At 70.2% G+C, this 22,301-nt stretch carries 18 protein-coding genes; 17 read left to right on the top strand and 1 reads right to left on the bottom strand.

Annotated features, from left to right (window positions below; genetic code table 11):
* Nucleotides 1–62 precede the first annotated feature (62 nt).
* From BLV57_RS15105 to BLV57_RS15030, 17 genes are all read left to right on the top strand, one after another.
* The gene (locus BLV57_RS15105) at nt 63–1,043 is read left to right on the top strand and encodes a DUF1702 family protein (protein WP_091289377.1); all 981 of its coding nucleotides are present in this window, start codon (nt 63–65) and stop codon (nt 1,041–1,043) included.
* Nucleotides 1,040–2,974 carry a CRTAC1 family protein gene (locus tag BLV57_RS15100; protein ID WP_091289376.1) on the top strand — a complete coding sequence of 645 codons (1,935 nt, stop codon included), beginning with the start codon at nt 1,040–1,042 and terminating at the stop codon, nt 2,972–2,974. The genes BLV57_RS15105 and BLV57_RS15100 overlap by 4 nt, the downstream gene beginning before the upstream one ends.
* Before the next feature lie 5 nt (nt 2,975–2,979).
* Nucleotides 2,980–3,972: an enediyne biosynthesis protein gene (locus BLV57_RS15095; RefSeq protein WP_091290365.1), complete on the top strand. Its 993-nt coding sequence runs from the start codon at nt 2,980–2,982 to the stop codon at nt 3,970–3,972.
* Nucleotides 3,969–5,321 (top strand): cytochrome P450, encoded by a 1,353-nt coding sequence (locus BLV57_RS15090; RefSeq protein WP_091289375.1) that lies wholly within the window; start codon nt 3,969–3,971, stop codon nt 5,319–5,321. The genes BLV57_RS15095 and BLV57_RS15090 overlap by 4 nt, the downstream gene beginning before the upstream one ends.
* Nucleotides 5,322–5,324: 3 nt before the next feature.
* Nucleotides 5,325–5,876, top strand: coding sequence for a DUF5987 family protein (locus BLV57_RS43670; RefSeq protein WP_091289374.1), 552 nt, complete (start codon nt 5,325–5,327; stop codon nt 5,874–5,876).
* Nucleotides 5,873–7,522: an FAD-dependent oxidoreductase gene (locus BLV57_RS15080; RefSeq protein ID WP_091289373.1), complete on the top strand. Its 1,650-nt coding sequence runs from the start codon at nt 5,873–5,875 to the stop codon at nt 7,520–7,522. The genes BLV57_RS43670 and BLV57_RS15080 overlap by 4 nt, the downstream gene beginning before the upstream one ends.
* A gap of 2 nt (nt 7,523–7,524) precedes the next feature.
* Nucleotides 7,525–8,574 carry a carboxymuconolactone decarboxylase family protein gene (locus BLV57_RS15075; RefSeq protein ID WP_091289372.1) on the top strand — a complete coding sequence of 350 codons (1,050 nt, stop codon included), beginning with the start codon at nt 7,525–7,527 and terminating at the stop codon, nt 8,572–8,574.
* Nucleotides 8,571–9,356 carry a TIGR03084 family metal-binding protein gene (locus BLV57_RS15070; protein WP_091289371.1) on the top strand — a complete coding sequence of 262 codons (786 nt, stop codon included), beginning with the start codon at nt 8,571–8,573 and terminating at the stop codon, nt 9,354–9,356. Before BLV57_RS15075 ends, BLV57_RS15070 begins: the two co-directional genes overlap by 4 nt.
* 70 nt (nt 9,357–9,426) lie before the next feature.
* Nucleotides 9,427–10,560, top strand: a complete 1,134-nt coding sequence (locus BLV57_RS15065; protein ID WP_091289370.1) for a nucleotide disphospho-sugar-binding domain-containing protein — start codon at nt 9,427–9,429, stop codon at nt 10,558–10,560.
* A gap of 512 nt (nt 10,561–11,072) precedes the next feature.
* On the top strand, nt 11,073–12,005 hold the full coding sequence (locus BLV57_RS15060) for a hypothetical protein (protein WP_091289369.1): 933 nt from the start codon (nt 11,073–11,075) through the stop codon (nt 12,003–12,005).
* Between the two features lie 146 nt (nt 12,006–12,151).
* Nucleotides 12,152–17,971, top strand: coding sequence for a type I polyketide synthase (locus BLV57_RS15055; protein WP_091289368.1), 5,820 nt, complete (start codon nt 12,152–12,154; stop codon nt 17,969–17,971).
* A gap of 2 nt (nt 17,972–17,973) precedes the next feature.
* A complete protein-coding gene (locus tag BLV57_RS15050) occupies nt 17,974–18,411 on the top strand; it encodes an acyl-CoA thioesterase (RefSeq protein ID WP_091289367.1) in 438 nt (145 codons plus the stop codon).
* A gap of 73 nt (nt 18,412–18,484) precedes the next feature.
* Nucleotides 18,485–18,958 carry a flavin reductase family protein gene (locus BLV57_RS15045; protein WP_091290363.1) on the top strand — a complete coding sequence of 158 codons (474 nt, stop codon included), beginning with the start codon at nt 18,485–18,487 and terminating at the stop codon, nt 18,956–18,958.
* A 110-nt stretch (nt 18,959–19,068) separates the two neighbouring features.
* Nucleotides 19,069–20,103 carry an NAD-dependent epimerase/dehydratase family protein gene (locus BLV57_RS15040; protein WP_091289366.1) on the top strand — a complete coding sequence of 345 codons (1,035 nt, stop codon included), beginning with the start codon at nt 19,069–19,071 and terminating at the stop codon, nt 20,101–20,103.
* Entirely contained in the window at nt 20,100–20,267 is a 168-nt protein-coding gene (locus tag BLV57_RS43255; protein WP_176968632.1) for a DUF6222 family protein, read from the top strand. Before BLV57_RS15040 ends, BLV57_RS43255 begins: the two co-directional genes overlap by 4 nt.
* Before the next feature lie 110 nt (nt 20,268–20,377).
* The gene (locus BLV57_RS15035; protein WP_091289365.1) at nt 20,378–21,898 is read left to right on the top strand and encodes an acyl-CoA carboxylase subunit beta; all 1,521 of its coding nucleotides are present in this window, start codon (nt 20,378–20,380) and stop codon (nt 21,896–21,898) included.
* Entirely contained in the window at nt 21,895–22,068 is a 174-nt protein-coding gene (locus BLV57_RS15030) for an acyl-CoA carboxylase subunit epsilon (protein ID WP_091289364.1), read from the top strand. The genes BLV57_RS15035 and BLV57_RS15030 overlap by 4 nt, the downstream gene beginning before the upstream one ends.
* Here the strand turns inward: BLV57_RS15030 and BLV57_RS43250 are convergent.
* A complete protein-coding gene (locus BLV57_RS43250; protein WP_176968631.1) occupies nt 22,051–22,224 on the bottom strand; it encodes a hypothetical protein in 174 nt (57 codons plus the stop codon). The two genes, BLV57_RS15030 and BLV57_RS43250, sit on opposite strands and share 18 nt — an antisense overlap.
* Nucleotides 22,225–22,301: the final 77 nt, after the last annotated feature.

Here is a 22,301-nt window from a genome sequence, read left to right as displayed (position 1 = left end):
CTCCCAGCGCATGTGAGCATTTAAGCAGAAATCATCCGAACCCGAAAAAGGGGGCGAGTGCGTTGGGCACAGGCTGGCGCGCTTTACGGCGCCGTATCCTTACTCCGGACGTATCGGAAACCTCTCTCGACAAACGCGGTTTCCACAAGAAGAGCCCGGCCGCTCAGGAATTGCTGGAGACGGTGGGGAAGATTTTCCTCGACGGATACGGGCACGCGGTCGAAGCGCGCATTCCGGCGGACGCCGCGGCCCGTATCGACGAGATCCCGCCCCGGTTCCGCGGGTTCGCCTGGGAAGGCGCCGGAATGGGCTTCGGCATGCTCGACGGGCTGCCCGGTGGCGGCCGTAAGCGGGTCACGGAGATCCTCGATGGACCGGGCGCGCCGCACAACTACCTGATCTACGTCGGGGTCGGCTGGGCGATGGCGCGGCTGCCGCGCTTCCGCTGGCCGTCGCCGACGGAGTTCGACCCGTTGCTGCGCTGGCTGCTGCTCGACGGTTACGGCTTCCACCAGGCCTACTTCAAGACGGCCAAGTACATCGACCAGCAGTACCAGGACCCGGCTTTCAGCTGGCCGAGCCGTGAGTACTCGGCGTACGCGAACCGGGCGATCGACCAGGGCATCGGCCGGGCGCTGTGGTTCATCGGCGGCACCGACGCAGAGCTGGTCACCAGCATGCTCCACCGGTTCGACCCGAGCCGCCACGGTGATCTCTACGCCGGTGTCGGACTCGCCGCCACCTACGCGGGCGGTGTCGAAAAGGCCGAGCTGGAACTGCTCGCCGACCGCTCCGGTGTCCATCGTGGACAGCTGGCGCAGGGCAGCGCGTTCGCAGCCGAGGCCAGGATCGCCGCCGGGCTGCACGTGCCGCACACCGAGCTCGCCACGAACATCCTTTGTGGACTCGAATCGGCGCTCGCGGCGAAGATCACCCAAGACGTCCGCCCCGACGATCCGGTCGACGGCGAGCTGCCCGCTTTCGAATACTGGCGACGGCAAATCGCCGACGAAGTGCTTTCACTGGGAGGTGTTGGAAAATGACCGCGACATTTCGCTGGCTTCACAAGCAGCTGGCCGGAATCGTGGCGCTCGCGCTGATCGCCACCATGTTCCTGATCGGGAAGCTGCCGGAGGTCTCGGCCGCCGACCAGGACAAGGTCGCTTCGGAGTACTCGTTCACGCCGCTGACCATCGCGCTGCCCGCCGCCAAGAAGAACCAGGCGGTCCGCACGGTGAACAAGGAGTACGCGCACATCGAGGCGTGGATCTCCTCGGTCGGTTCCGCGATCGCGATGAACGATCTCGACAACGACGGCAAGAACAACGACCTGTGCCTCGTCGACACCCGCACCGACCAGGTGGTCGTCACCCCGACCCCCGGCGCGGGCGACAAGCGCTACGCGCCGTTCGAGCTGGAGGCGCCGTCGACCAACCCGTACATCGCCCCGATGGGCTGCGTGCCGGGTGACTTCAACGAGGACGGCAAGATCGACATCCTCGCCTACTACTGGGGCCGCACCCCGGTGCTGTTCCTGAAGAAGGCGAACGCGACCACCTTGGACGCGAAGGCGTTCCAGCCGGTCGAGCTGGTGCCGAACCCGAAGATCACCAACGGGCTCTACGACGGCGACATCTGGAACACCAACTCGGCCACCATCGGCGACTTCGACGGCGACGGCCACCTCGACATCTTCATCGGGAACTACTTCCCCGAGGGCAGCCGGGTGCTCGACGACCGGGTCAGCGGCGGCATCACGATGAACCAGTCGATGTCCCACGCCTTCAACGGTGGCGGCAAGTTCATCTTCCGCTTCGTCGGCGCCACCGCGGGCGACACCCCGACGGCGAAGTTCGACTGCACCGAAGAGGCCATCCCGGCTGGCGACAGCCGCCACGGCTGGACGCTCGCGTCCAGCGCCACCGACCTCAACGGCGACGGCCTGCCCGAGCTCTACATCGCCAACGACTTCGGCGCCGACCGGCTGCTGTACAACATCTCCAAGCCGGGCCGCATCGACTTCGTCAACGTCAACGGCGTCAAGGGCCCCGGCGACCCGAAGTCGAAGGTGATCGGCAACGACTCCTTCAAGGGCATGGGCGTCGACTTCGGCGACCTGAACCACGACGGCATGTTCGACGCGTTCGTCAGCAACATCACCACCTCGTGGGGCATCCAGGAGTCCAACTTCCAGTGGATGAACAACGCGAAGGACAACACCGAGCTGACCAAGGACTTCCAGAAGGGCGTGGCGCCGTTCTCCGACGCCAGCGGCCATTCCGGCAGCGCGTGGTCCGGCTGGGGCTGGGACGTCAAGATCGCCGACTACAACAACTCCGGCGAGTCCGTGATCACCCAGGCCACCGGTTTCGTCAAGGGCCAGGTCAACCGCTGGCCGCAGCTGCAGGAGCTGGCGACCGCGAACGACGGCGTGCTGTCCAACCCGTTCTGGTGGCCGAACGCGCGCCTCGGCGACGACATCGGCGGTGACCAGACGCTGCACTTCTTCGCGAAGGCGCAGAACGGCCGGTACGTCGACATCGCCAAGAAGCTCGGCCTCGCCGTCCCGGTCCCCACCCGCGGCATCGCCACCGGTGACACCGACGACGACGGCCTGCTGGACTTCGCGGTCTCGCGCCAGTTCGAGCAGCCGGTCTTCTACCACAACAACGGCAAGTCGCAGGGCAGCTACATCGGGCTCAACCTGACGAACGAGAACGGCTCGCCCGCGGTCGGCGCCGAGGTCACGGTCACGCTGGCCGACGGCCGCAAGTACATCGACCGCGTCGACGGCAGCAGCGGCCACTCCGGCCGCCGCACCAACCAGGTCCACATCGGACTCGGGGACGTCAGCGGGCCGCAGCAGGTGCACCTGCAGTGGCGTGACCGCGCCGGCGCTCTGCACCAGCAAGACCTGCAACTGACCCCCGGCTGGCACAGCGTCCAGCTCGGCTCCGTCGCCAAGGAGAAGTGATCGGCATGGCAACGCAGACACCCGTGAAGGGGCATGATCCGAAGGTCACCATCGCACTGCGCCGGTTCGCCATCTCGATCAGCGTCTTCAACATCATCGGTTACCTGTTCCTCGGCTTCGAGCAGCCGTGGGCCTGGCCGCTCATCGCGCTGGCCACCGGCTACACCACCGAAATCGTGCTGGAGATCATCGGCGCCCGCTCGGAGGAGCGGGAAGTCCGGTTCCGCGGCGGCGGGGTCAAGGGCTTCCTCGAGTTCCTGCTGCCCGCGCACATCACCAGCCTCGCGCTCAACATGCTGACCTACGTCAACGACCGGGTCTGGGTGATGATGTTCGGGGTCGTGGTGGCCGTCGGCGCGAAGTGGATCTTCCGTGCCCCGCTGCGTGGCCGGATGCGGCACTACATGAACCCGTCCAACTTCGGCATCACCATCATCCTGCTGGTGTTCCCGTGGGCGTCCATCGCGCCGCCGTATCACTTCTCCGAGCACATCCCGACCTGGGGCGGCTGGCTGATCGTGGCCATCATCCTGATCTCGGGCACCGTGCTGAACGCGATGCTGACCCAGCGCATGTGGCTCATCTTCGGCTGGCTGAGCTTCTTCGTGGTGCAGGCCGTGGTGCGCGGGCTGATCTTCGACACCGCCATCCCCGGCGCGCTGGCCATGGGCACCGGCATCGCGTTCGTGCTCTACACGAACTACATGGTCACCGACCCCGGCACGACCCCGTCGAAGCCCGCGGCGCAGTTCCTCTTCGGCGCGAGCATCGCGGTCGCGTACGGCTTCTTCATCGCCGTGCACGTGGCGTACGGGCTGTTCCTGGCGACCGCGACCGTCTGTCTCATCCGCGGCCTGTTCCTGTGGGGCCTGCACTTCCACACCAAGTCCAGGCTGGCGTGGGAGGCCGAGCAGAAGCGCACGCAGATCGCGACCGCACCGGTCTCGGCCATCGCGGCCAGGAAGGCCGAGGCCGGCGAAGACGCGGCCGCGGCATGACCACTGCCAGCGGCAGCCGGGCGGCACGTGCCGTGCCGCCCGGCCCGCCGCGCCGTCAGACCTTCGGGCTGCTCAAGAAGCTGTTCACCGACCGGCTCGCGCTGATGACCGAGTCGGCGGCGTACGGCGACGTGGTCCGGATCGCCATCGGGCCGAAGTCGCTGTACCTGGTCAACCACCCCGACCAGGCCAAGCACGTCCTCGCCGACAACGCGGCCAACTACCACAAGGGCATCGGCCTGCGTGAGGCGCGGGCCGCGCTCGGCGACGGGCTGCTCACCAGTGACGGCGAGACCTGGAAGCGGCAGCGCCGGACCCTGCAGCCGGTGTTCCAGCCCAAGCGGATCGCGCGGCAGGCGGAGATCGTCGCCGCCGAGGTCGGCGCGCTGGCCGACCGGCTGCGTTCCAAAGTGGACGGTGAGCCGATCGAGATACTGCACGAGATGACCGGGCTGACGCTCGGTGTGCTCGGCAGGACGCTGCTCGACGCGGAGCTCGGCGGCTACGAGTCGCTCGGGCATTCGTTCGAGGGCGTGCAGGACCAGGCGATGTTCGAAGCGGTGACGCTCGGCATGGTCCCGGCGTGGCTGCCGCTCAAGAAGCAGCTCAAGTTCCGGGAATCGCGCCACGACCTGCGACGGATCGCCGATGAGCTGGTCGAGCGGCGGTTCGCCGAGGAGCTGGCCGGGCGCGACGACGTCATCTCCCGGCTGATCACCTCGGGGTCCGACGACCGCGAGCGGATGCGCGACGAGCTGATCACGCTGCTGCTCGCCGGGCACGAGACCACCGCGAGCACGCTCGGCTGGGCGTTCCACCTGATCGACGAGCACCCGGAGGTCGGCGAGCGGCTGCACGCCGAGGCCGTCGAGGTGCTCGGTGACCGTCCACCGTCCTATGAGGACTTGAAGAGCCTGACGTTCACCGTCTCGGTGATCGAAGAGGTCATGCGCCTGTACCCGCCGGTGTGGCTGCTGCCGCGGATCGCGCAGGAGGAAGACGTCATCGACGGCTACCGCATCCCGGCGGGGTCGGACGTCGTCGTGGTGCCGTACGCGATGCACCGGCACCCCGGGTTCTGGACGGACCCGGAGAAGTTCGACCCCGGCCGGTTCGCTCCGGGTGTGCCGCGGCCGCCGCGCTACGCCTACATCCCGTTCGGCGCCGGGCCGCGGTTCTGCGTCGGCAACAGCCTCGGGCTGATGGAGGCCGCCTTCGTGCTCGCCGTGGTCGCCCGCGACCTGAAACTCGCGAAGGTGCCCGGCTACGAGGTGGTGCCGGAGGCGATGTTGTCGCTGCGGGTCCGCGGCGGGCTGCCGATGACCGTGCACAAGCAGGAGAGGAGCTGAGCGGTGACCGAAGAAGAGACCTTGACGCTGGAGGCGTTCGCGGACACGGTGCTGCCCGGTGAGAAGCGCTCACCGGACGACCGCGCGATCGCGGGTGTCGGGATCGGCCCCGGCGCGGTGGAGGCAGGCGCGCTCACCCTCCTGCAGGAGCCCGCCACGGGCGTCACCGGCGGGCTCGAATACCTCGTGCTGTCGCTGGACAACCACGCCAAGACGTTCGCCGCGGAGTCGGAGATCGAGCTCGAGACCGACGTGCCCGCGTTCGTCGCGCTGCCGTACGAGTACCGGCGCAAGCTGGTCACCAAGCTCACCGCGCCCGGCCACCCGGAGAAGGACGGCTGGGTCGCGCTCGCGTTGTTCTGCAACATGTCCTTCGACAGCGCGCCGCACCTCAAGACCGCGGACGCGCTGGCGCAGGGCCACCCCGGCCTGACGGCGATGGGCTGGACGCTTTCGGACACCAAGGACGGGCTCTGGCAGTTCCCGAAGTACGGCTACGGCCGCAAACTCGCGGAACTCCACCCCGACACGACACCCTCGGGGAGCCCGGCATGACCGACAAGACAGACGTCCTCATCGTCGGCAGTGGCTTCGGCGGCTCGATCACCGCCTATCACCTGGCCGCGGGCGGCGCGAAGGTCACCGTGCTGGAGCGCGGACCCTGGGTGAAGACCGAGGAGTTCGAGCACGACTTCCTGCTCGGGTCGTCGTACACCCGGATCTTCGACTTCGTCGTCGGCGACGGGATGAGCCTGCTCGGCGGCAACTGCGTGGGCGGCGGCAGCGTGGTGTACTTCGCCGCGATGCCGCGCGCGCCGAAGTTCGTCTTTGAGCGCCACGGCAGTATCGGCCGCCGCATGTGGCCGTCCGAAATCACCCGTGACTCACTGGATCCTTGGTATGACCGGGTTTCCGAGTCGCTGCCGGTGTACAAACAGGACTGGAGCGACGTCTCGTACGCGGGCGGGCTCTGGGGCGCGCTGTGCAATCACTCCGGCCGGACCGCGAACCCGGCGCCGGTCGCGGTGGACAACACCAAGTGCACCAACTGCAACTGGATGATGGCGGGCTGCCGGTTCGACGCGAAGCGCTCGATGCTGACGAACTACCTGCCAGCGGCCATCGCGCACGGCGCCGAGATCCGCCCGCTGCACGAGGTGCAGAAGCTGACGCGCAACGAAGACGGCGGCTACCGCGTGCACTACAACATCATCGACGACGAGGACTACCGCCTGCACCACGAGAGCGGCACGATCGACGCGAAGATCGTCATCCTCGCCGCCGGCGCGGGCGCCACCCCGGTCATCTTGCAGCGGTCCGAGGCGGCGCTCGGCAAGATGCCGCACGGCGTCGGGCGGTACTTCTCCGGCAACGGCGAGCGGCTCAACACCGCGGTGCTCAACGAGGACCGGGTGCGTGAGGTGCTCGGACTGTCCCGTGAGGACGGCAAAGCCTATGCCGCCAACCAGATCGGCAAGGGCCCGACGGTCGCCAACTGGGACAAGCTCGACGGCTCGCTGCCGGAATACGAGCGGTTCTCCTTGGAGCAGCTGTACTTCCCGCCCGGCCTCGGGACGATCCTGGCGCAGGTTCCCGGTTTGGACTCGCCTGCCTGGTTCGGCCCGGAGAAGAAGGAAATGATCAAGAAGTGGGCCTCGTGGCTCACGATCTTCCAGATGACCGAGGACGACAACGAGGGCGTCTTCGGCACCCCGCCGCCGACCGGGAACGCGTACCGCATCTCCCAGCAGATGCTCGGCCGCGGCCCGCTGCGCTACGACCCGACGGAGAACACCCGCCGCGGCTGGGCGCTCGCCGACGCGGAGTGCAAGGAGATCCTCGAAAAGGACGGGCTGGCCACGGTCGCGCCGTGGACCAACGACGTGGTGGGCGCGTACACCGTGCACCCGCTGGCGTCCTGCCGGATCGGGGACGACGCGGCCACCTCGGCGCTGCACCCCAACCACGAGCTGCGCGACCACCCCGGCATCTTCGTCACCGACAGCTCGTCGGTGCCGGGCGCGCTGACCGTGAACCCGGCGATGACCATCGCGGCGCTCGCCGAGCGGTCGGTGCCGGGCATCGTGCGCGCGGCGCAGGAGCGGGGCGTGGACGTCAAGTACGGGGCGCCTTCGCCACTGGGCGAGACGGCCGGCCGCGACGGCGTCATCCGCCTGCCCGTCACGGTCGCCGGGAGCTGATCATGGCGCCCACCCCGATCCGGCTCGCGCTGCGTGGCGCGCTGCGTGAGGTCCGGTACGTCACGGCCGTCCCGCCGCGTCGCGCGGCTGGCCTGGTCGGCGAGGTCTATCGGCAGGTCGAGCGCGACTTCGGCATGCTCGCCCCGCCGATCGCGCTGCACTCGCCAGCGCCGGAGGTGCTGGCCGCGAGCTGGACCATCCTGCGCGAGTCGCTGGTCGCGGGCGGGCTGGCTTCCCGTGCCGACAAAGAGGTCGTGGCCTCGGCGGTGTCGCGGGCGAACACCTGCCCGTACTGCGTCGAGGTGCACGGCATGGCGCTCGGCTCGCTCGGCAGGGCCGAGGACGCCGCCGCGATCTCCGGCGACCAGGAGATCGGGGACCCGTCGACGCGGGCGCTGGCCGAATGGGCGCGCGGGGGAGACGGGTCGGTGGCGCCCGAGCTGCTGCCCGAGCTCATCGGCGTGGCGGTCACGTTCCATTACCTGAACCGGATGGTCAACGTCTTCCTTGGTCCGTCGCCGCTTCCAGCAGCGGTGCCGGCGTCGGCGCGCCGGGTGGCCCGAGCCGTGCTCGGTCAATTCTTGAAGCCCAGTGACGCCTCTCCCGGTGCATCACTGGTGCTGCTGCCCGACGCGCCCCCGCCGGGAGATCTGGACTGGGCCAAGGGAAACGAGACCATCGAGGCCGCGTTCACCCGCGCGACCGCCGCGGTCGACGCGGCCGCGCGCGAGTCCGTGCCCGCCCGGGTGCGTGAGGTCGTGCAACGCGAACTCGCGTTCTGGCCGGGCACCTCGGCCGCGCTGAGCGCGTCCTGGGTCGAGCCCGCGATCGCGGGACTGCCGCTGAGCGAACGGGCGGCCGCGCGGCTCGCGCTGCTCACCGCGATCGCTTCGTACCAGGTCGACGAGTCGGTGGTCGGCACGTTCCGGCGGTATCAGCCGTCGGACGGCGCGCTGGTCGAACTGGTCGCCTGGGCGAGTCTTTCCGCCGCCCGTTCGCTCGGGAAACGGCTGCTGCATGACGTGAAATCGAGTGAGAGGACGGAAAAGTGACAGACGTGATCGCCGCGCTGACCGCCGAAGCCGCCGAGTTCGACGCGCTGTTCGCCGAGCTCGAAGCGGACCGCTGGGCAACGCCGACCCCGGCGCCGGGCTGGACGGTCGCCCACCAGGTCGGCCATCTCGCGTTCGTGTTCCAGATCGCGGGCCTCGCCGCGTCCGACCCCGAGGGCTTCACCGCGATGACCGCGGGCGCCGCGAAGGACTTCGACGGCGCGGTGAACGCCGCACTGCAGGCGTTCGTCAACGACCCGCCCGAAGCGCTGCTGGGCCGCTGGCGCGCCATCCGGGACACCGGGATCAAGGCGCTGGCGGCGGTCCCGGCCGACCAGCTGGTGCCGTGGCTGGTCAACCCGCTGCCGCCGTTCGTGCTGGCCTGCGCCGGCATGATGGAGCTCTTCGCGCACGGCCAGGACATCGCGGACGCGCTCGGCGTCGAGCGGCCGCGCACCGACCGCGTCCAGTTCCTCGCCGGGTTCGCCGTGCGGGTCTGGGACTTCGGTTACCAGGCAAGGGGACTGACCCCGCCGGACGTCGAGTTCCGCTTCGAGCTGACCGGGCCGTCCGGCGCGGTGTGGACGTTCGGCCCGGAGGACTCGGACCAGCGGATCACCGGCGACGCGGTCGACTTCTGCCTGCTGGTCACGCGCCGCCGTCACCGCGACGACCTGGCGCTGACGGCCGTCGGCGAGCACGCGGACCACTGGCTGGACATCGCGCAGGCCTACCGCGGCCCCGCTGGCGAAGGCCGCAAGCCCGGCCAGTTCCGCAAGTAGGACTCGTGCGCGTTCCGGGCGGTTCTAACCGCCCGGAACGCGCACAACCCTCTCTACCCAGGGAAAAGCCATGCGTGTCCTCTTCACCACCGCGCCGCTGTCGGGCCACTTCTTCCCGCTGGTCCCGCTCGCGTGGGCGTGCCGGGCCGCGGGCCACGAGGTCCTGGTCGCCACGGCCGCCAGCTACGTCCCGTCCGTGGTGCGCGCCGGACTCCCCGCCGCCGCGACCGCGCCGCCCGCCGACTTCGTCGAGCTGGCGGCGGAGACCACGCCGGAACTGGGCGTGCCGGGCGCGGACGTGCGCGAGGTCGAACGGCGGCTCCGCTACGGCCACGGCATGGTCTTCGGCGAGATGGCCGCGAGCGGGCTCCCTGGCATGACCGAGCTGATCGGCCAGTGGTACCCGGACATCATCGTCAGCGACCGCGCCGAGTTCGCGGGCCCGGTCGCGGGCGCCCGTCACGACATCCCGATCGTGCAACTGCACTGGGGCGTGGCCGAACTCCCCGAGTACCGCCTCGGCGCCGAAGCGGTACTCGGCGAGCGCCTCCCGGATCCGACCTGGGTGCTCGACCCGTGGCCCCGCGTCCTGCGCCTGCCGCACGCGTTGCCGCATCACGGCATCCGCCACGTGCCGTACAACGGCGACGCCCCCGTGCCCGGCTGGATGCTCGCGCCCCGCGCGAAGCCGCGTATCTGCCTCACCATGGGCACCCTGGTGCCCCACATCGACGTCCGCGGCCTCGCGCCCCTGATCTCCGAGACCCTGGAGAACCTGGCGGACCTGGGTTTCGACCCGGTGCTGGTCGCCGACGAGAAGGCGGTCGCGGCCTGGGAGCCGCTGCCCTCGGTGGCGGAACACGTCGGCCGGATGCCGCTTTCGGAAGTCCTGCGCGCCAGCGACGCGGTGATCCACCATGGGGGACAAGGAACTTCGCTGACCGCGCTGGCGGCCGGGCTCCCGCAGCTGGTGCTGCCCCAGTTCGCCGACCAGTTCGAGAACGCGGCGGCCATCGTGCGCTCGGGCGCGGGCATCCGCCTGCGCCCCGAGGAGATCTCACCCGAGACCTTGGCCAAGGGCTGCCTGCGCCTGCTCGAGAACGTCAGCTTCGGCGAAGGCGCGGCGAGCGCGGCAGCCGCAGTCGCGGCCCAGCCCTCCCCGGCCGAGATCGCCACCTCCCTCGAGGCCATCAAGGACTCGTGAGTGGTACGGCCGGTTCTAACCGGCCATACCACTCACGACCCCTCCCTGCGGCCGCCGTTTGTATGAAGGCTCCCTTCATCCCGTATAGCTGGATGAAGGGAGCCTTCATCCAGCCTGGTCTGATGAAGGGAGCCTTCATACAACGCGGCTGTATGAGGGGAGCCTTCATACAAGCGCCCACGACCCCAAGGTCGGGTAGGCGGCGCGGGGATTGTCCAGGCAAGGCCAGGCGGGATAAAGCCCGCTTTATCCCGCGCCTGGCGTGGGAGCTTGCCGAAGGAACAAGGGCCACCCTTGTAACGCTCGGCGTGACAAGGGCCACCCTTGTGTCGTCCAGGTTCCCGGGCGTCCCAACGTTGGGAACGAGGCGCTCACAACGCTCAAGGTTGCGAACGTGGCGCTCACGCGGCCGGGCCGGGGCGACCCGCGGACCTGGCGCGGGAGGAGAAGACCGCTGGGCGGTGGGCGGGAGACAGTGGGGAGAGGCATTCGTCGAGGCTGGAGGTGGGGGTGTGGCGACCGATCCGCTCGCGGTTCCCGAGTTCGAAGCCCCGCTGCTGCCCAGCGTCCCGCTCGAGCCCGCGTCGTTCGAGAACGACCGGCTCCGGCGCACCGTCGACTACCGGCATGTGAGCGCCAGGCGCGCGGTGATCGTGGTCGGGCCCTACGCCGAGCTGCGCGACGCCGTGCTGCACGCCGCGCGCTGCTGCCTGCCCGACATGACCTTGTTCGCCGAGGGCGTCGACCGGCTGCTCGTGCCGCCGCCGATCAGCCGCCGCCTCCCGGTCGTGGTGGACGCGAAGGAACGCGGCCAGCTCTACAAGAAACACATCTTCGACGTCTCCGTGCGCACGCTGAGCGGGAAGCTCGTCGAGTACTGGGAAGGCCTGAAGCTGCGCGTGCTCCGCGAGGGGCACGCCGGATTATGGGCGCCGCCGCTGCTCGGCGCCTACCTTGAACGTGCGCTCGAACGCCTGCTGAGCGGAAGCCGCGCGGTCGCGGTCGAGCCCGATCCGGCCATTTTCGACGGCCTGGCCGTGGTGGACGAACGCGTCCAGGCGCGGCTGGCCATCGGCAGGGCGCTCGGCACCCCCGCCGACGTGCGGTACGGCGAGGACGGCAGGCCGAGGCTCCCCAGTGCGGAGGTGGCGACGGCCAGGGCGATGGGACTGACGCTGGCCGTGGTCGCGGACGAGCCCGTCGCCTGCGCGCTGGAGCCCGCCGATCCCGGCGTGACCGGCTGGGACACGCAGCTCGCCGCGGCGGTGAAATGCCTGGCAGACCTCGGTATGACCGGAAAACCGGAAATCGTGGAAGTGCACCCGGACGGCTGGGCGCTGTGGCGCGCGGGGGACGGCTATGCCGCCACCTGGGTCACGCCCGTCGACAGCCGGGCCAAGTCGGCGGTGTTCGCGGTCGGATCGGTACGCCGTTCCGTTCCGTGACCATTCACTGTCCTCAAAGGACAGAGAAATTCTCCGAGCATGCCCGTAGTGCGGTGGCGGGCATCCCAAGAGAAGACGCCGCGCCGAACCAAGAGCATCGTGGAACCCGGATTCGTAACACAGACGGCTAATTGGAGTGCGGTGGCATGGGTAGTGAGCGGATCTCGATCGTGGGTATCGGCCTCCGGTACCCGGACGCCACGTCGGCGGCCGAACTCTGGGAGAACGTGCTGGCCGGGCGCCGGGCGTTCCGGCGGCTCCCCGATGAGCGGATGAACCGCGAGGACTACTTCTCCTCGGATCCGAAAGCGCCGGACCGGTTCTACGCCCAGAAGGCCGCCGTGCTGCGCGACTACGAGTTCGACCGCGTGAAGCACAAGATCGCGGGCAGCACCTTCCGGTCGACCGACACCACGCACTGGCTGGCGCTGGACGTCGCCGCGCAGGCGCTGGCCGACGCGGGCTTCCCCGAGGGCGAGGGCCTGCCGAAGGCGGGCACCGGCGTCGTCATCGGCAACAGCCTCACCGGCGAGTTCTCCCGCGCGAACATCATGCGGCTGCGCTGGCCGTACGTGCGCCGCACGGTCGCCGCCGCGCTGAAGGACCGCGGCTGGGACGAGGACGACACCGCGGGCTTCCTGCAGGACCTGGAACTCCAGTACAAGTCGCCGTTCCCCGAGATCGACGAGGACACCCTCGCGGGCGGGCTGGCGAACACCATCGCGGGCCGCGTCTGCAACCACTTCGACTTCGCGGGCGGCGGGTTCACCGTCGACGGCGCTTGTTCGTCGAGCCTGCTCGCCGTGGTCACCGGGGCGAACGCGCTCGTGAACCGCGACCTCGACGTCGCGATCGTCGGTGGTGTGGACCTCTCGATCGACCCGTTCGAGGTGATCGGCTTCGCCAAGACCGGCGCGCTCGCCAAGGGCGAGATGAAGGTCTACGACAAGGGCTCCAACGGCTTCTGGCCCGGCGAGGGCTCCGGCATGCTCGTGCTGATGCGCGAGGCCGACGCCGTCGAGCAGAACCTGCGGATCTACGCGTCGATCTCCGGCTGGGGTGTTTCTTCCGACGGCAAGGGCGGCATCACACGGCCCGAGGCCGCCGGTCACCAGCTCGCGCTGAGCCGCGCTTACGAGCGCGCGGGCTACGGCGTCGAGACGGTCTCGTACTTCGAAGGCCACGGCACTGGCACCGCGCTGGGTGACGCCACGGAGATCGAGGCGCTGTCCGGCGCCCGGCGTCAGGCCGACCCGCTCGCCGCGCCCGCCGCGTTGAGCACGATCAAGGGCAACATCGGGCACACCAAGGCAGCGGCCGGGGTCGCCGGGTTGATCAAGGCGACCTTGGCCGTGCACCACCAGGTCATCCCGCCGGGCACCGCGCACTTCGAGCCGCACGAGAAGCTCACCGGCGACTCCGCGCGGATGTACGTGCCCTCGACCGCGGAGCTGTGGCCTTCGGACCGGGCGATTCGCGCCGGCGTCTCCGCGATGGGCTTCGGCGGGATCAACTCGCACGTCGCCGTCTGCGAGGGCCCGGCCGCGTCCCGCCGCCGCGACCTCGACAGCGAGACCCGTCAGCTCGTGGCGAGCCGCCAGGACGCCGAGCTGCTGCTGCTCGACGCGAGCGACGCGGACCAGCTGCGCGAGCGCGTCACCGACCTGATCCCGGTCGTCGCCAAGCTGTCCATGGCCGAGGTCACCGACCTCGCCGGCGCGCTGGTCAAGGAACTCGGCGGCAAGCCCGTCCGCGCGGCGGTCGTGGTGACCACCCCGGACGACGCCGAGCACAAGCTCACCCGCCTGCTGGCGCTGCTCGACGAGCGCGGCACGGAGATCTTCTCCGACAAGGAAGGCCTGTTCGTCTCCGAACGGCAGACGGCGCCGAAGGTTGGTTTCTTGTTCCCCGGCCAGGGATCCGGCAAGGGCGCGGTCGGCGCGATCCGGCGCCGGTTCCCCGCCGCCGACGAGATCTTCTCGGTCGCCGGGCTGCCCGCGAACGGCGACCAGGTGGCCACCGAGGTCGCGCAGCCGCGCATCGTCACCGGCTCGCTCGCCGGGCTGCGCGTGCTGCACCACCTCGGCATCGAGGCCGGTATCGCCGCCGGGCACAGCCTGGGCGAGCTGACCGCGCTGTACTGGGGCGGCGCGCTCAACGAGCGTGAGGTCGTCCGGCTGGCGCAGGTCCGCGGCAAGGTCATGGCCAAGGCCAGCGACGGCGGCGGCGCGATGGCGGGCATCGCCGCCTCGGCGAACCGCACCGAGGAGTTCATCCGCGGCGAGGACGTCGTCATCGCCGGGTACAACGCGCCGGGCCAGACCGTGGTCTCCGGCCCGGAAGCCGCGGTCGAACGCGTCTGCGCCCGTGCCCGTGCCGAGAACGTGACCGCCACGCGGATCAACGTCTCGCACGCCTTCCACTCGCCCGCGGTGGAGCCCGCGGCCGTCGCCTTCACCGAGCACCTCGCCGGATTCGACTTCGCCAGGCTCGAACGGCCCGTCGTGTCCACTGTGTCCGGTGACGTGCTGCACGCGTCCGAGGAGCTGCGCGAGCTGCTGCGCGACCAGGTCGTGCTGCCGGTCCGCTTCCGTGAGGCGGCCGCGAAGGTCGCCGAGCGCAGCGACCTGGTGATCGAGGTCGGCCCCGGCCGGGTGCTGACCGGGCTGATGGCGGAGATCGCGCCCAGCACCCCGGTGCTGGCCATCGACACCGACAGCGCCTCGCTGACCTCGGTGCTGCGGATCGCGGCCGCCGCGTTCGCGCTCGGCGTCCGCGTCGACACCGGCGCGCTGTTCGACGGCCGGGTCGTGCGGCCGCTGCCGCTCGACGGCGCGATGACGTTCCTCGCCAGCCCGTGCGAGTCCGCGCCCGCCATCGGCGCCGGGCTGACGGTCGACGCCAAGCGCCCCGAGCGCGACGTCGCCGCGGCGTCCACTGTGGAGGGTGGCGGCAACGCGACGCTGGAGCTGCTGCGCAAGCTGGCGGCCGAACGCGTCGAGCTGCCGCTGGAGACGGTCACCGCCGACACGCACCCGCTCGACGACCTGCACCTGAGCTCGATCACGGTCGGCCAGCTGGTCAACGACGTGACCAGGGCGCTGGGCCGTCCGGCGCTGGAGGGCATGCCGAACTTCGCCACCGTGTGCCTGGGCGAGCTCGCCGAGATGATCGATGAGCTGGCCTCGACCGCCAAGCCGGAGGACAACGCCGGTGGCGGCGAAGTGTCCGGTGTGGACACTTGGGTCCGGCCGTTCGCGGTCGACTACGTGCCGGCGCCGCGCCCGCCCGCCGCGCTCGGCTCCGCCGGGGTCTCGACGGCCGAGTGGTCCGTCTACTCCACCGACGGGCATCCGCTCGCGGAACCGCTGCGCGACGCGCTGGCGCATGCCGGTCTCGGCGACGGCGTGCTGCTGTGCCTCCCGGAGGACTGCGACGACCAGCACATCCGCCTGTTCCTCGACGCGGGCCGCGCGACGATGGCCGCGCCGAACGGCACGCGGTTCGTGGTGGTGCAGCACGGACTCGGCGCCTCGGGCCTCGCCAAGACGCTGCGGCTGGAGGACCCGTCGGCGAAGACGACGATCGTCGACCTCGCCGAGGTGGAGCCCCGTGACGCGCTGGGCATCTCCGAGGCGGTGTCCATCGTGGTCTCGGAGGTCGCGGCGACCAACGACTTCACCGAGGCACGCTACGAGCTGGACGGCACCAGGCTCATCCCGAGCCTGAGCGTCTCCGCGCCTTCGCCCACCGGCTCGGTCCCGCTCGACGAGACGGACGTGCTGCTGGTCACCGGTGGCGGCAAGGGCATCACCGCGGAAAGCGCACTCGCGCTGGCCAAGGACTCGGGCGCCAAGCTCGCGCTGCTCGGCCGGAGCGACCCGGCGGGCGACGCCGAGCTCACCGAGAACCTGGCCAGGATGGAGGCCGCGGGGCTCACGGTCGTCTACGAGCGCGCCGACGTCACCAACGCCGAGCAGGTCCGCGCCGCGGTCGCCCGCGCCGAGGCCGCGCTCGGCCCGGTCACCGCGATCATGCACGGCGCCGGGCGCAACGAGCCCGCCGCGTTGTTCGCCTTGAACGAGCAGACGTTCAAGCAGACGGTCGCGCCGAAGATCGGCGGCCTCAAGGCGGTGCTCGACTCCGTCGACCCGAACCGGGTGAAGCTGCTGGTCACCTTCGGCAGCATCATCGGCCGGGCCGGTCTGCGCGGTGAGGCGCACTACGCCACCGCCAACGACTGGATGACCGAGCTGACGCTGCGCTTCGGCCAGGAGTACCCGCAGGCGCGCGCCGTCGCGCTGGAGTGGTCGGTCTGGTCCGGCGCTGGCATGGGCGAGAAGCTGGGTGTGGTCGGCGCGCTGCTGCGTGACGGCATCACGCCGATCCCCACCGAGGTCGGCATCGACGTGCTGCGGCAGGTGCTGGCCGACCCCGAGGGCCCGAACGTCGTGGTCGTCTGCGGCCGCACCGCCGGGCTGCCGACGCTGCCGGTCGAGACGGCCGAGGTGCCGCTGGCCCGGTTCGTCGACCGCGTGCTGGTGCACTACCCGGGCATCGAGCTGATCACCGAGGCCGACCTGTCGGCGGGCAGCGACCCGTACCTGGCCGACCACCTGCTCGACGGCGCGCTGCTGTTCCCCGCGGTCATCGGCATGGAGGCGATGACGCAGGTCAGCGCGGCCGTGCTCGGACGGCCCGGCGTGCCGCTGCTGACCGATGTGGAGTTCCTGCGGCCCATCGTGGTGCCGCCGGACGGCTCGAACACGATCCGCCTGGCCGCGCTCGCCCGCGACGAGGAGCACGTCGACATCGTGCTCCGCAGCGCGGACACCGGGTTCAGCGCGGATCACTTCCGGGCCAGGGTGCGGCTGCCCCGTCCCGAGCTGCCCGAGTCGGGCGCCCCCGCGCGGAGCACGGAGATCCCGCTCGTCGCGGTCGACCCGATCAGCGAGCTGTACGGCGAGGTTCTGTTCCAGGGCAAGCGTTTCCAGCGCGTCACCGGATACCGCAGGGCGAGCGCCCGGCACGCGGTGGCCGAGATCTCGACCTCGGAGTCGGTGTCGTGGTTCGCCCCGTTCCTGCCGCAGGAGCAGCTGCTGGCCGACCCCGGCACCCGCGACGCGATGATGCACGCGATCCAGTGCTGCATCCCCGACGCGACGCTGCTGCCGCAAGGGATCGAGAAGCTGTACCTGGCCCAGCCGTCCGATCAGGACAGTGACCTCGTGGTGCTCGACGCCCGCGAACGCTCGCAGGACGGTGACACCTACGTCTACGACCTCGACATCACGTCGCCTTCGGGTGAGCTGGTCGAGCGGTGGGAAGGGCTGAGCCTGCGCGCGGTCCGCAAGCGGGACGGCGCGGGTCCGTGGGTGCCGACGATGCTGGGCTCGTACCTGGAAAGGGCGTGCGAGCGGGTGCTCGGCGGGCAGCGTGCGGTCGTGGTCGAGCCGGACCCGGCCGGGGCTCCCGCCAGGGAGACGGCCGAGCGCCGTGCGCAGACGGAACTGGCCGCGAGCCGCGCGGTCGACCGGCCGCTCACGATCCACTACCGGCCCGACGGCAAGCCGGAGGCCGGCGACGTCGAGGTGTCGGCTTCGCACACCTCGGAGCTGACGCTGGTGGTCGCGGGCAGCGGTTCGCTGACCTGTGACATGGAAACCGCCGTCGCCCGCACCGAAGAGGACTGGGCAGGCCTGCTCGGCGAGGACCTGCTGGCCGTCGGTTCGCTGCTGGCCTCGGAGACGGGGGAGTCCGCGGACATCGCCAACACCAGGGTCTGGTCGGCGCTGGAATGCGTGCGCAAGACCGGCGCGATGACGCAGGCGCTCACGGTCGGGCGGGTGGACAAGGACGGCTGGGCGCTGCTGTCGAGCGGTTCGGCCCGGATCGCGACCTGGGCGACCACGGTCAACGGCAAGCCGGATCCGATCGTATTCGCTGTTCTTCAGGGAGAGGACTGAGCATGTCCGGGTACTACGAGATCCGCCACACGGTCGGCTTCGAAGAGACCAACCTCGTCGGCAACGTCTACTACGTGAACTACCTGCGCTGGCAGGGCCGCTGCCGCGAGATGTTCCTCAAGGAGAAGGCGCCGACGGTGCTGGAAGAGGTCCGCGACGACCTGAAGCTGTTCACCCTCAAGGTCGAGTGCGAGTTCTTCGCCGAGATCACCGCCTTCGACGAGCTGTCCATCCGGATGCGCTTGGAGGAGCAGACCTCGACCCAGGTCCAGTTCGCCTTCGACTACGTGCACCTGCACCCGGACGGCGAGCGGCTGGTGGCGCGCGGGCGCCAGCGGATCGCCTGCATGCGCGGCCCGAACACGGCCACGGTGCCCTCGCGGGTGCCGGAGGCGCTGCGCGAGGCGCTGGCCCCGTACACCCTCACGGCTGGGGTATGAAGTGGTCGAGCCGGTATTGAAGGGGCTGCTGCCACCTCGGCGGCTCTCCTCGCAGACGGGCCTGCGTGAGGTGATGGCCAAGTTCGCCACCGGCATCACGGTGCTCACGGCCGGCGGCGAATCGGGCCACGGCATGACGGCCAACGCGTTCAGCTCGGTCTCGCTCGAACCGCCGATGGTCCTGTGCTGCGTTTCCCGCGCCGCCAGGATGCACTCGGCGATCGAGGCGGCGGGCTCGTTCGGCGTCACGATCCTCGGCTCGGGGCAACGGGAACTGTCCAAGTACTTCGCCGACTGGCGGCGTCCCGGCGGGCTCGCCCAGTTCGACGACGTGGACTGCACGTTCGGCAAGCACACGGGCGCGCCACTGCTCAACGGCGCGCTCGCCTGGCTCGAATGCCGGCTCGCCCACGCCTACGAAGGCGGCGACCACACCATCTTCGTAGGCGAGGTCCTGTCCGCCAGCCGCGGAACCGCCCAGGACGCCCTCGTCTTCTACGGCGGCGGCTACCACGACATCGAGCCCCGAGCCCGCCAATCCGCTTAAACCCGAAAGTGGCTTTCGTCAGATGGGATAGCCCGAAAGTCGCTTTTGGCAGGTAGGACCTGACGAAAGTGGCTTTCGGGCTAAAACGAACACCGAGAGGGGTGGGTCGGATGCTGGTGGGGGTGACCGGGGGTACCGGGTTCGTGGGCGCCCACTCGGTGGCCGCGATCGTCCGAAGTGGACACAAGGTCCGGCTGCTGGCCAGGGAGGAGTCCAGGGTCGCCAAGGCACTCGGACCGCTCCAGGTCGACGCCAAGGCGGTCGACGTCGTCGTCGGCGACGTCACCGACGAGAAGGTGGTCGCGGCGTTCGTCAAGCCTGCCGACGCCGTGCTGCACGCGGCGTCGGTGTACTCGTTCGACAGCCGCGACCGCGAGGCCATGGCGCGCACCAACGTCCGCGGCACCGAGGTCGTGCTCGAAGCGGCGCGGAAACGGGGCACCCCGGTCACGCACGTGTCGAGTGTCGGCGCGCTCTTCCCGTCGCTTTCGGCGACGATCGGCCCTTGGTCGCCGATCGGCAAGCCGAAGGAGACGTACCTGGCGACCAAGGCCGCCGCGGACGAGGTCGCGCGCAGGCACCAGGACGAGGGCGCGCCCGTGGTCATCACGTATCCGCCCGCGCTGCTCGGCCCGCACGACCCGCACCTGGGCGACCAGAACGCGCGGCTGCGTGACGTCCTGCGCGGCCTGATGCCGTTCTGGCCGTCGGGCGGACTCCCGCTCGGCGACGTCAGGGACACCGCGCTGATGCACGCCGAAGCGGTCACCGCACCCGGCGGCAGCCGTGTTTTCGGGCCGTCGCACTTCTTGACGACCCGTGCCTATCTCGAGACCGTCCGCGCGGTCACCGGCCGCGCACTGCCCACGCTTTTCTTGCCAGCCAAGGCGATGTTCCCGATCGGCAAGACCGCCGATTTCGTCCAGCGCGGCTGGCCCTGGCATATCCCCGCCGAGTACGGGGCGCTCTACACCTGCGCCGTCGCGGTCCCTGCCGACGACGGCGCGCCGACCGCGGGCATCGCCCCGCGTGAGTTCACGGACACGGTGACGGACAGCGTCCGCTGGCTGCACCGGACAGGGCGGCTGACCGCCAGGCAGGCGGGCACCGCCGCGCACACCCAAATCCGAAAGGCGATGGCATGACCACGAACGAGGCATCCGCGGAAACCACCGAGACCGAAGAGATCTCCCTGCTGATGTTCCAGCCCGCGCCGGTGCGCACCCCGCAGCTCGCCCGCGGGCTGCGCTGGAGCGACGTCGTGGCCGAGATCGAGCGCGACAAGGACCGCCTGGGGCGGGCGGCGTGAGCGAAGGGGCCGGGTTCGCGTACGCCCCGCCGCCGGAGGACCGGTCTTGGCGTCAGCTGAGCCGGTCCTCCGACGGCAGGGTGATTTCGCTTATACAGCAAGCGAAATCGATGGAGCTGCTGCGCGCGCACCGGGCGGAGCAGCGGGCGCTGATCTTCGACGGCAACCCGGCCGCGGTCGAGCGCCAGCACGCGCTCGGCAAGCGCACCGCACGGGAGCGGCTCGACCTGCTGCTCGACGAGGGGTCGTTCACCGAGGTCCAGCAGCTGACCCGGCGCCGCTCCGGCGGCCCGCACACCGACGGCGTGGTGGTCGGCTCCGGCACCATCGACGGGCGCCGCGTCTACGTCTACGCGCAGGACTTCACGCTGTTCGGCGGCTCGCTCGGCGAGGCGCACGCGGCGAAGATCCAGAAGGTGATGGACCTCGCGGTCGCCACCGGCTCACCGCTGATCGGGCTCAACGACAGCGGCGGCGCGCGCATCCAGGAGGGCGTGCTCGCGCTGCACGGCTACGGCGGCATCTTCCGCCGTCAGGTCGAGGCGTCCGGGGTGATCCCGCAGATCAGCGTCGTGCTCGGCCCGTGCGCGGGCGGTGCGGCGTACTCGCCGGCGCTGGCGGACTTCACGTTCATGGTCCGCGACACGGCCAGGATGTACCTGACCGGCCCCGACGTGGTCGAAGCCGTCACCGGGCACCGCGTGTCGCACGACGAGCTCGGCGGCGCGGACGTGCACGGCTCACTGTCCGGTGTGGCCACCGTCGTGCACGACGACGAGGAGAGCTGCCTCGAGGACGTGCGCTATCTGATCTCCATGCTGCCCAGGAATTATCTGGAGCAGGCGCCGCACACCGGTTCTTCGGACGCCGAAAACGACGAGCGGCCAAGGCTCGCCGAGATCGTCCCCGTCGAGCCGAACCAGCCCTACGACATGCGCGAGGTCATCGCCGAGATCGCCGACGACGGTGAGTTCTTCGAGATCCACGAGCTGTGGGCGGGCAACGTCCTTTGTGCCTTCGCCAGGATCGACGGGCACGTGGTCGGCATTGTCGGCAACCAGCCGCTGGTGTTCGCGGGCGTGCTGGACGGCCCGGCGTCGCAGAAGGCGGCGCGGTTCGTGCGGTTCTGCGACGCGTTCGGCATCCCGCTGGTGACGCTGGTCGACGTGCCTGGCTTCCTGCCGGGGGTCGAGCAGGAGCATTCCGGCATCATCCGGCACGGCGCGACGCTGCTGTCCGCCTACTGCGAGGCCTCGGTCCCGCGCGTGCAGGTCATCCTGCGCAAGGCGTACGGCGGCGCGTACATCGTGATGGACTCCCGCGCGATCGGCACCGACCTGTCGCTGGCCTGGCCGACGAACCAGATCGCCGTGATGGGCGCGGAGGGCGCGGTCAACGTGCTGCACCGCAAGGAGCTGGCGAACGCGAAGGACCCCGCGCGGCTTCGCAGCAAGCTCGTCGCGGAGTACACCGAGGAGTTCATGCACGCCGGCTACGCGGCCGAGCGCGGACTCGTCGACGACGTGATCGACCCGGTCGACACCCGCTCGGCGATCGCCAGAGGCCTGGCCATGGTGCGCGACAAGCGCAAGGCACTGCCCCAGCGCAAGCACGGGAATCCGCCGGTATGACCGAGATCAGGATCGAGCGTGGCGTCCCGGACGCCGAAGAGCTCGCCGCGCTGATCGCGGTGCTCGCCTCACTGGCCGCCCAGCCGCGGCCGGTGAGGCATGCCCCGGTTTCCCGGTGGCGCGGGCCCGCCTGGCGAGAGTCCACTCTGGACTCAACTCGCCTTCGGTAACTCTTCCTCGTAAGACCTGCGCCACGTGCTGTGCCCAGGGTGCACCGCCAGGTAGCGGATGACGCCGTCGATCAGCGGCTCCAGCTCGGCCTGCTCGCCGTCGGCGAAGGGCGCGCCGCAGACCGCGCAGGTCCGCTGGCGCTTCACCACGCTCATGCGGCTTTGTCCACTTCTTCCGAGCTGTCTTCGGCGACGGCTTCGTATTCGTCATCCGCGAAGAGTTCATAAGGGTC

The sequence above is a fragment of the Amycolatopsis xylanica genome (assembly GCF_900107045.1).
In the GTDB taxonomy this organism is placed as follows: domain Bacteria; phylum Actinomycetota; class Actinomycetes; order Mycobacteriales; family Pseudonocardiaceae; genus Amycolatopsis; species Amycolatopsis xylanica.
The sequence above is the reverse complement of the archived record's forward strand: the minus strand, read 5'-3'. Positions and strand labels throughout refer to the sequence as shown.

Coding starts and splice junctions, on each gene's coding strand:
- BLV57_RS15100 (WP_091289376.1), top strand. CDS start 1,040: ATGACCGCGACATTTCGCTGGCTTCACAAGCAGCTGGCCGGAATCGTG.
- BLV57_RS15095 (WP_091290365.1), top strand. CDS start 2,980: ATGGCAACGCAGACACCCGTGAAGGGGCATGATCCGAAGGTCACCATC.
- BLV57_RS15090 (WP_091289375.1), top strand. CDS start 3,969: ATGACCACTGCCAGCGGCAGCCGGGCGGCACGTGCCGTGCCGCCCGGC.
- BLV57_RS15080 (WP_091289373.1), top strand. CDS start 5,873: ATGACCGACAAGACAGACGTCCTCATCGTCGGCAGTGGCTTCGGCGGC.
- BLV57_RS15075 (WP_091289372.1), top strand. CDS start 7,525: ATGGCGCCCACCCCGATCCGGCTCGCGCTGCGTGGCGCGCTGCGTGAG.
- BLV57_RS15065 (WP_091289370.1), top strand. CDS start 9,427: ATGCGTGTCCTCTTCACCACCGCGCCGCTGTCGGGCCACTTCTTCCCG.
- BLV57_RS15055 (WP_091289368.1), top strand. CDS start 12,152: ATGGGTAGTGAGCGGATCTCGATCGTGGGTATCGGCCTCCGGTACCCG.
- BLV57_RS15050 (WP_091289367.1), top strand. CDS start 17,974: ATGTCCGGGTACTACGAGATCCGCCACACGGTCGGCTTCGAAGAGACC.
- BLV57_RS15045 (WP_091290363.1), top strand. CDS start 18,485: ATGGCCAAGTTCGCCACCGGCATCACGGTGCTCACGGCCGGCGGCGAA.
- BLV57_RS15040 (WP_091289366.1), top strand. CDS start 19,069: ATGCTGGTGGGGGTGACCGGGGGTACCGGGTTCGTGGGCGCCCACTCG.
- BLV57_RS43255 (WP_176968632.1), top strand. CDS start 20,100: ATGACCACGAACGAGGCATCCGCGGAAACCACCGAGACCGAAGAGATC.
- BLV57_RS15035 (WP_091289365.1), top strand. CDS start 20,378: ATGGAGCTGCTGCGCGCGCACCGGGCGGAGCAGCGGGCGCTGATCTTC.
- BLV57_RS15030 (WP_091289364.1), top strand. CDS start 21,895: ATGACCGAGATCAGGATCGAGCGTGGCGTCCCGGACGCCGAAGAGCTC.
- BLV57_RS43250 (WP_176968631.1), bottom strand. CDS start 22,224: ATGAGCGTGGTGAAGCGCCAGCGGACCTGCGCGGTCTGCGGCGCGCCC.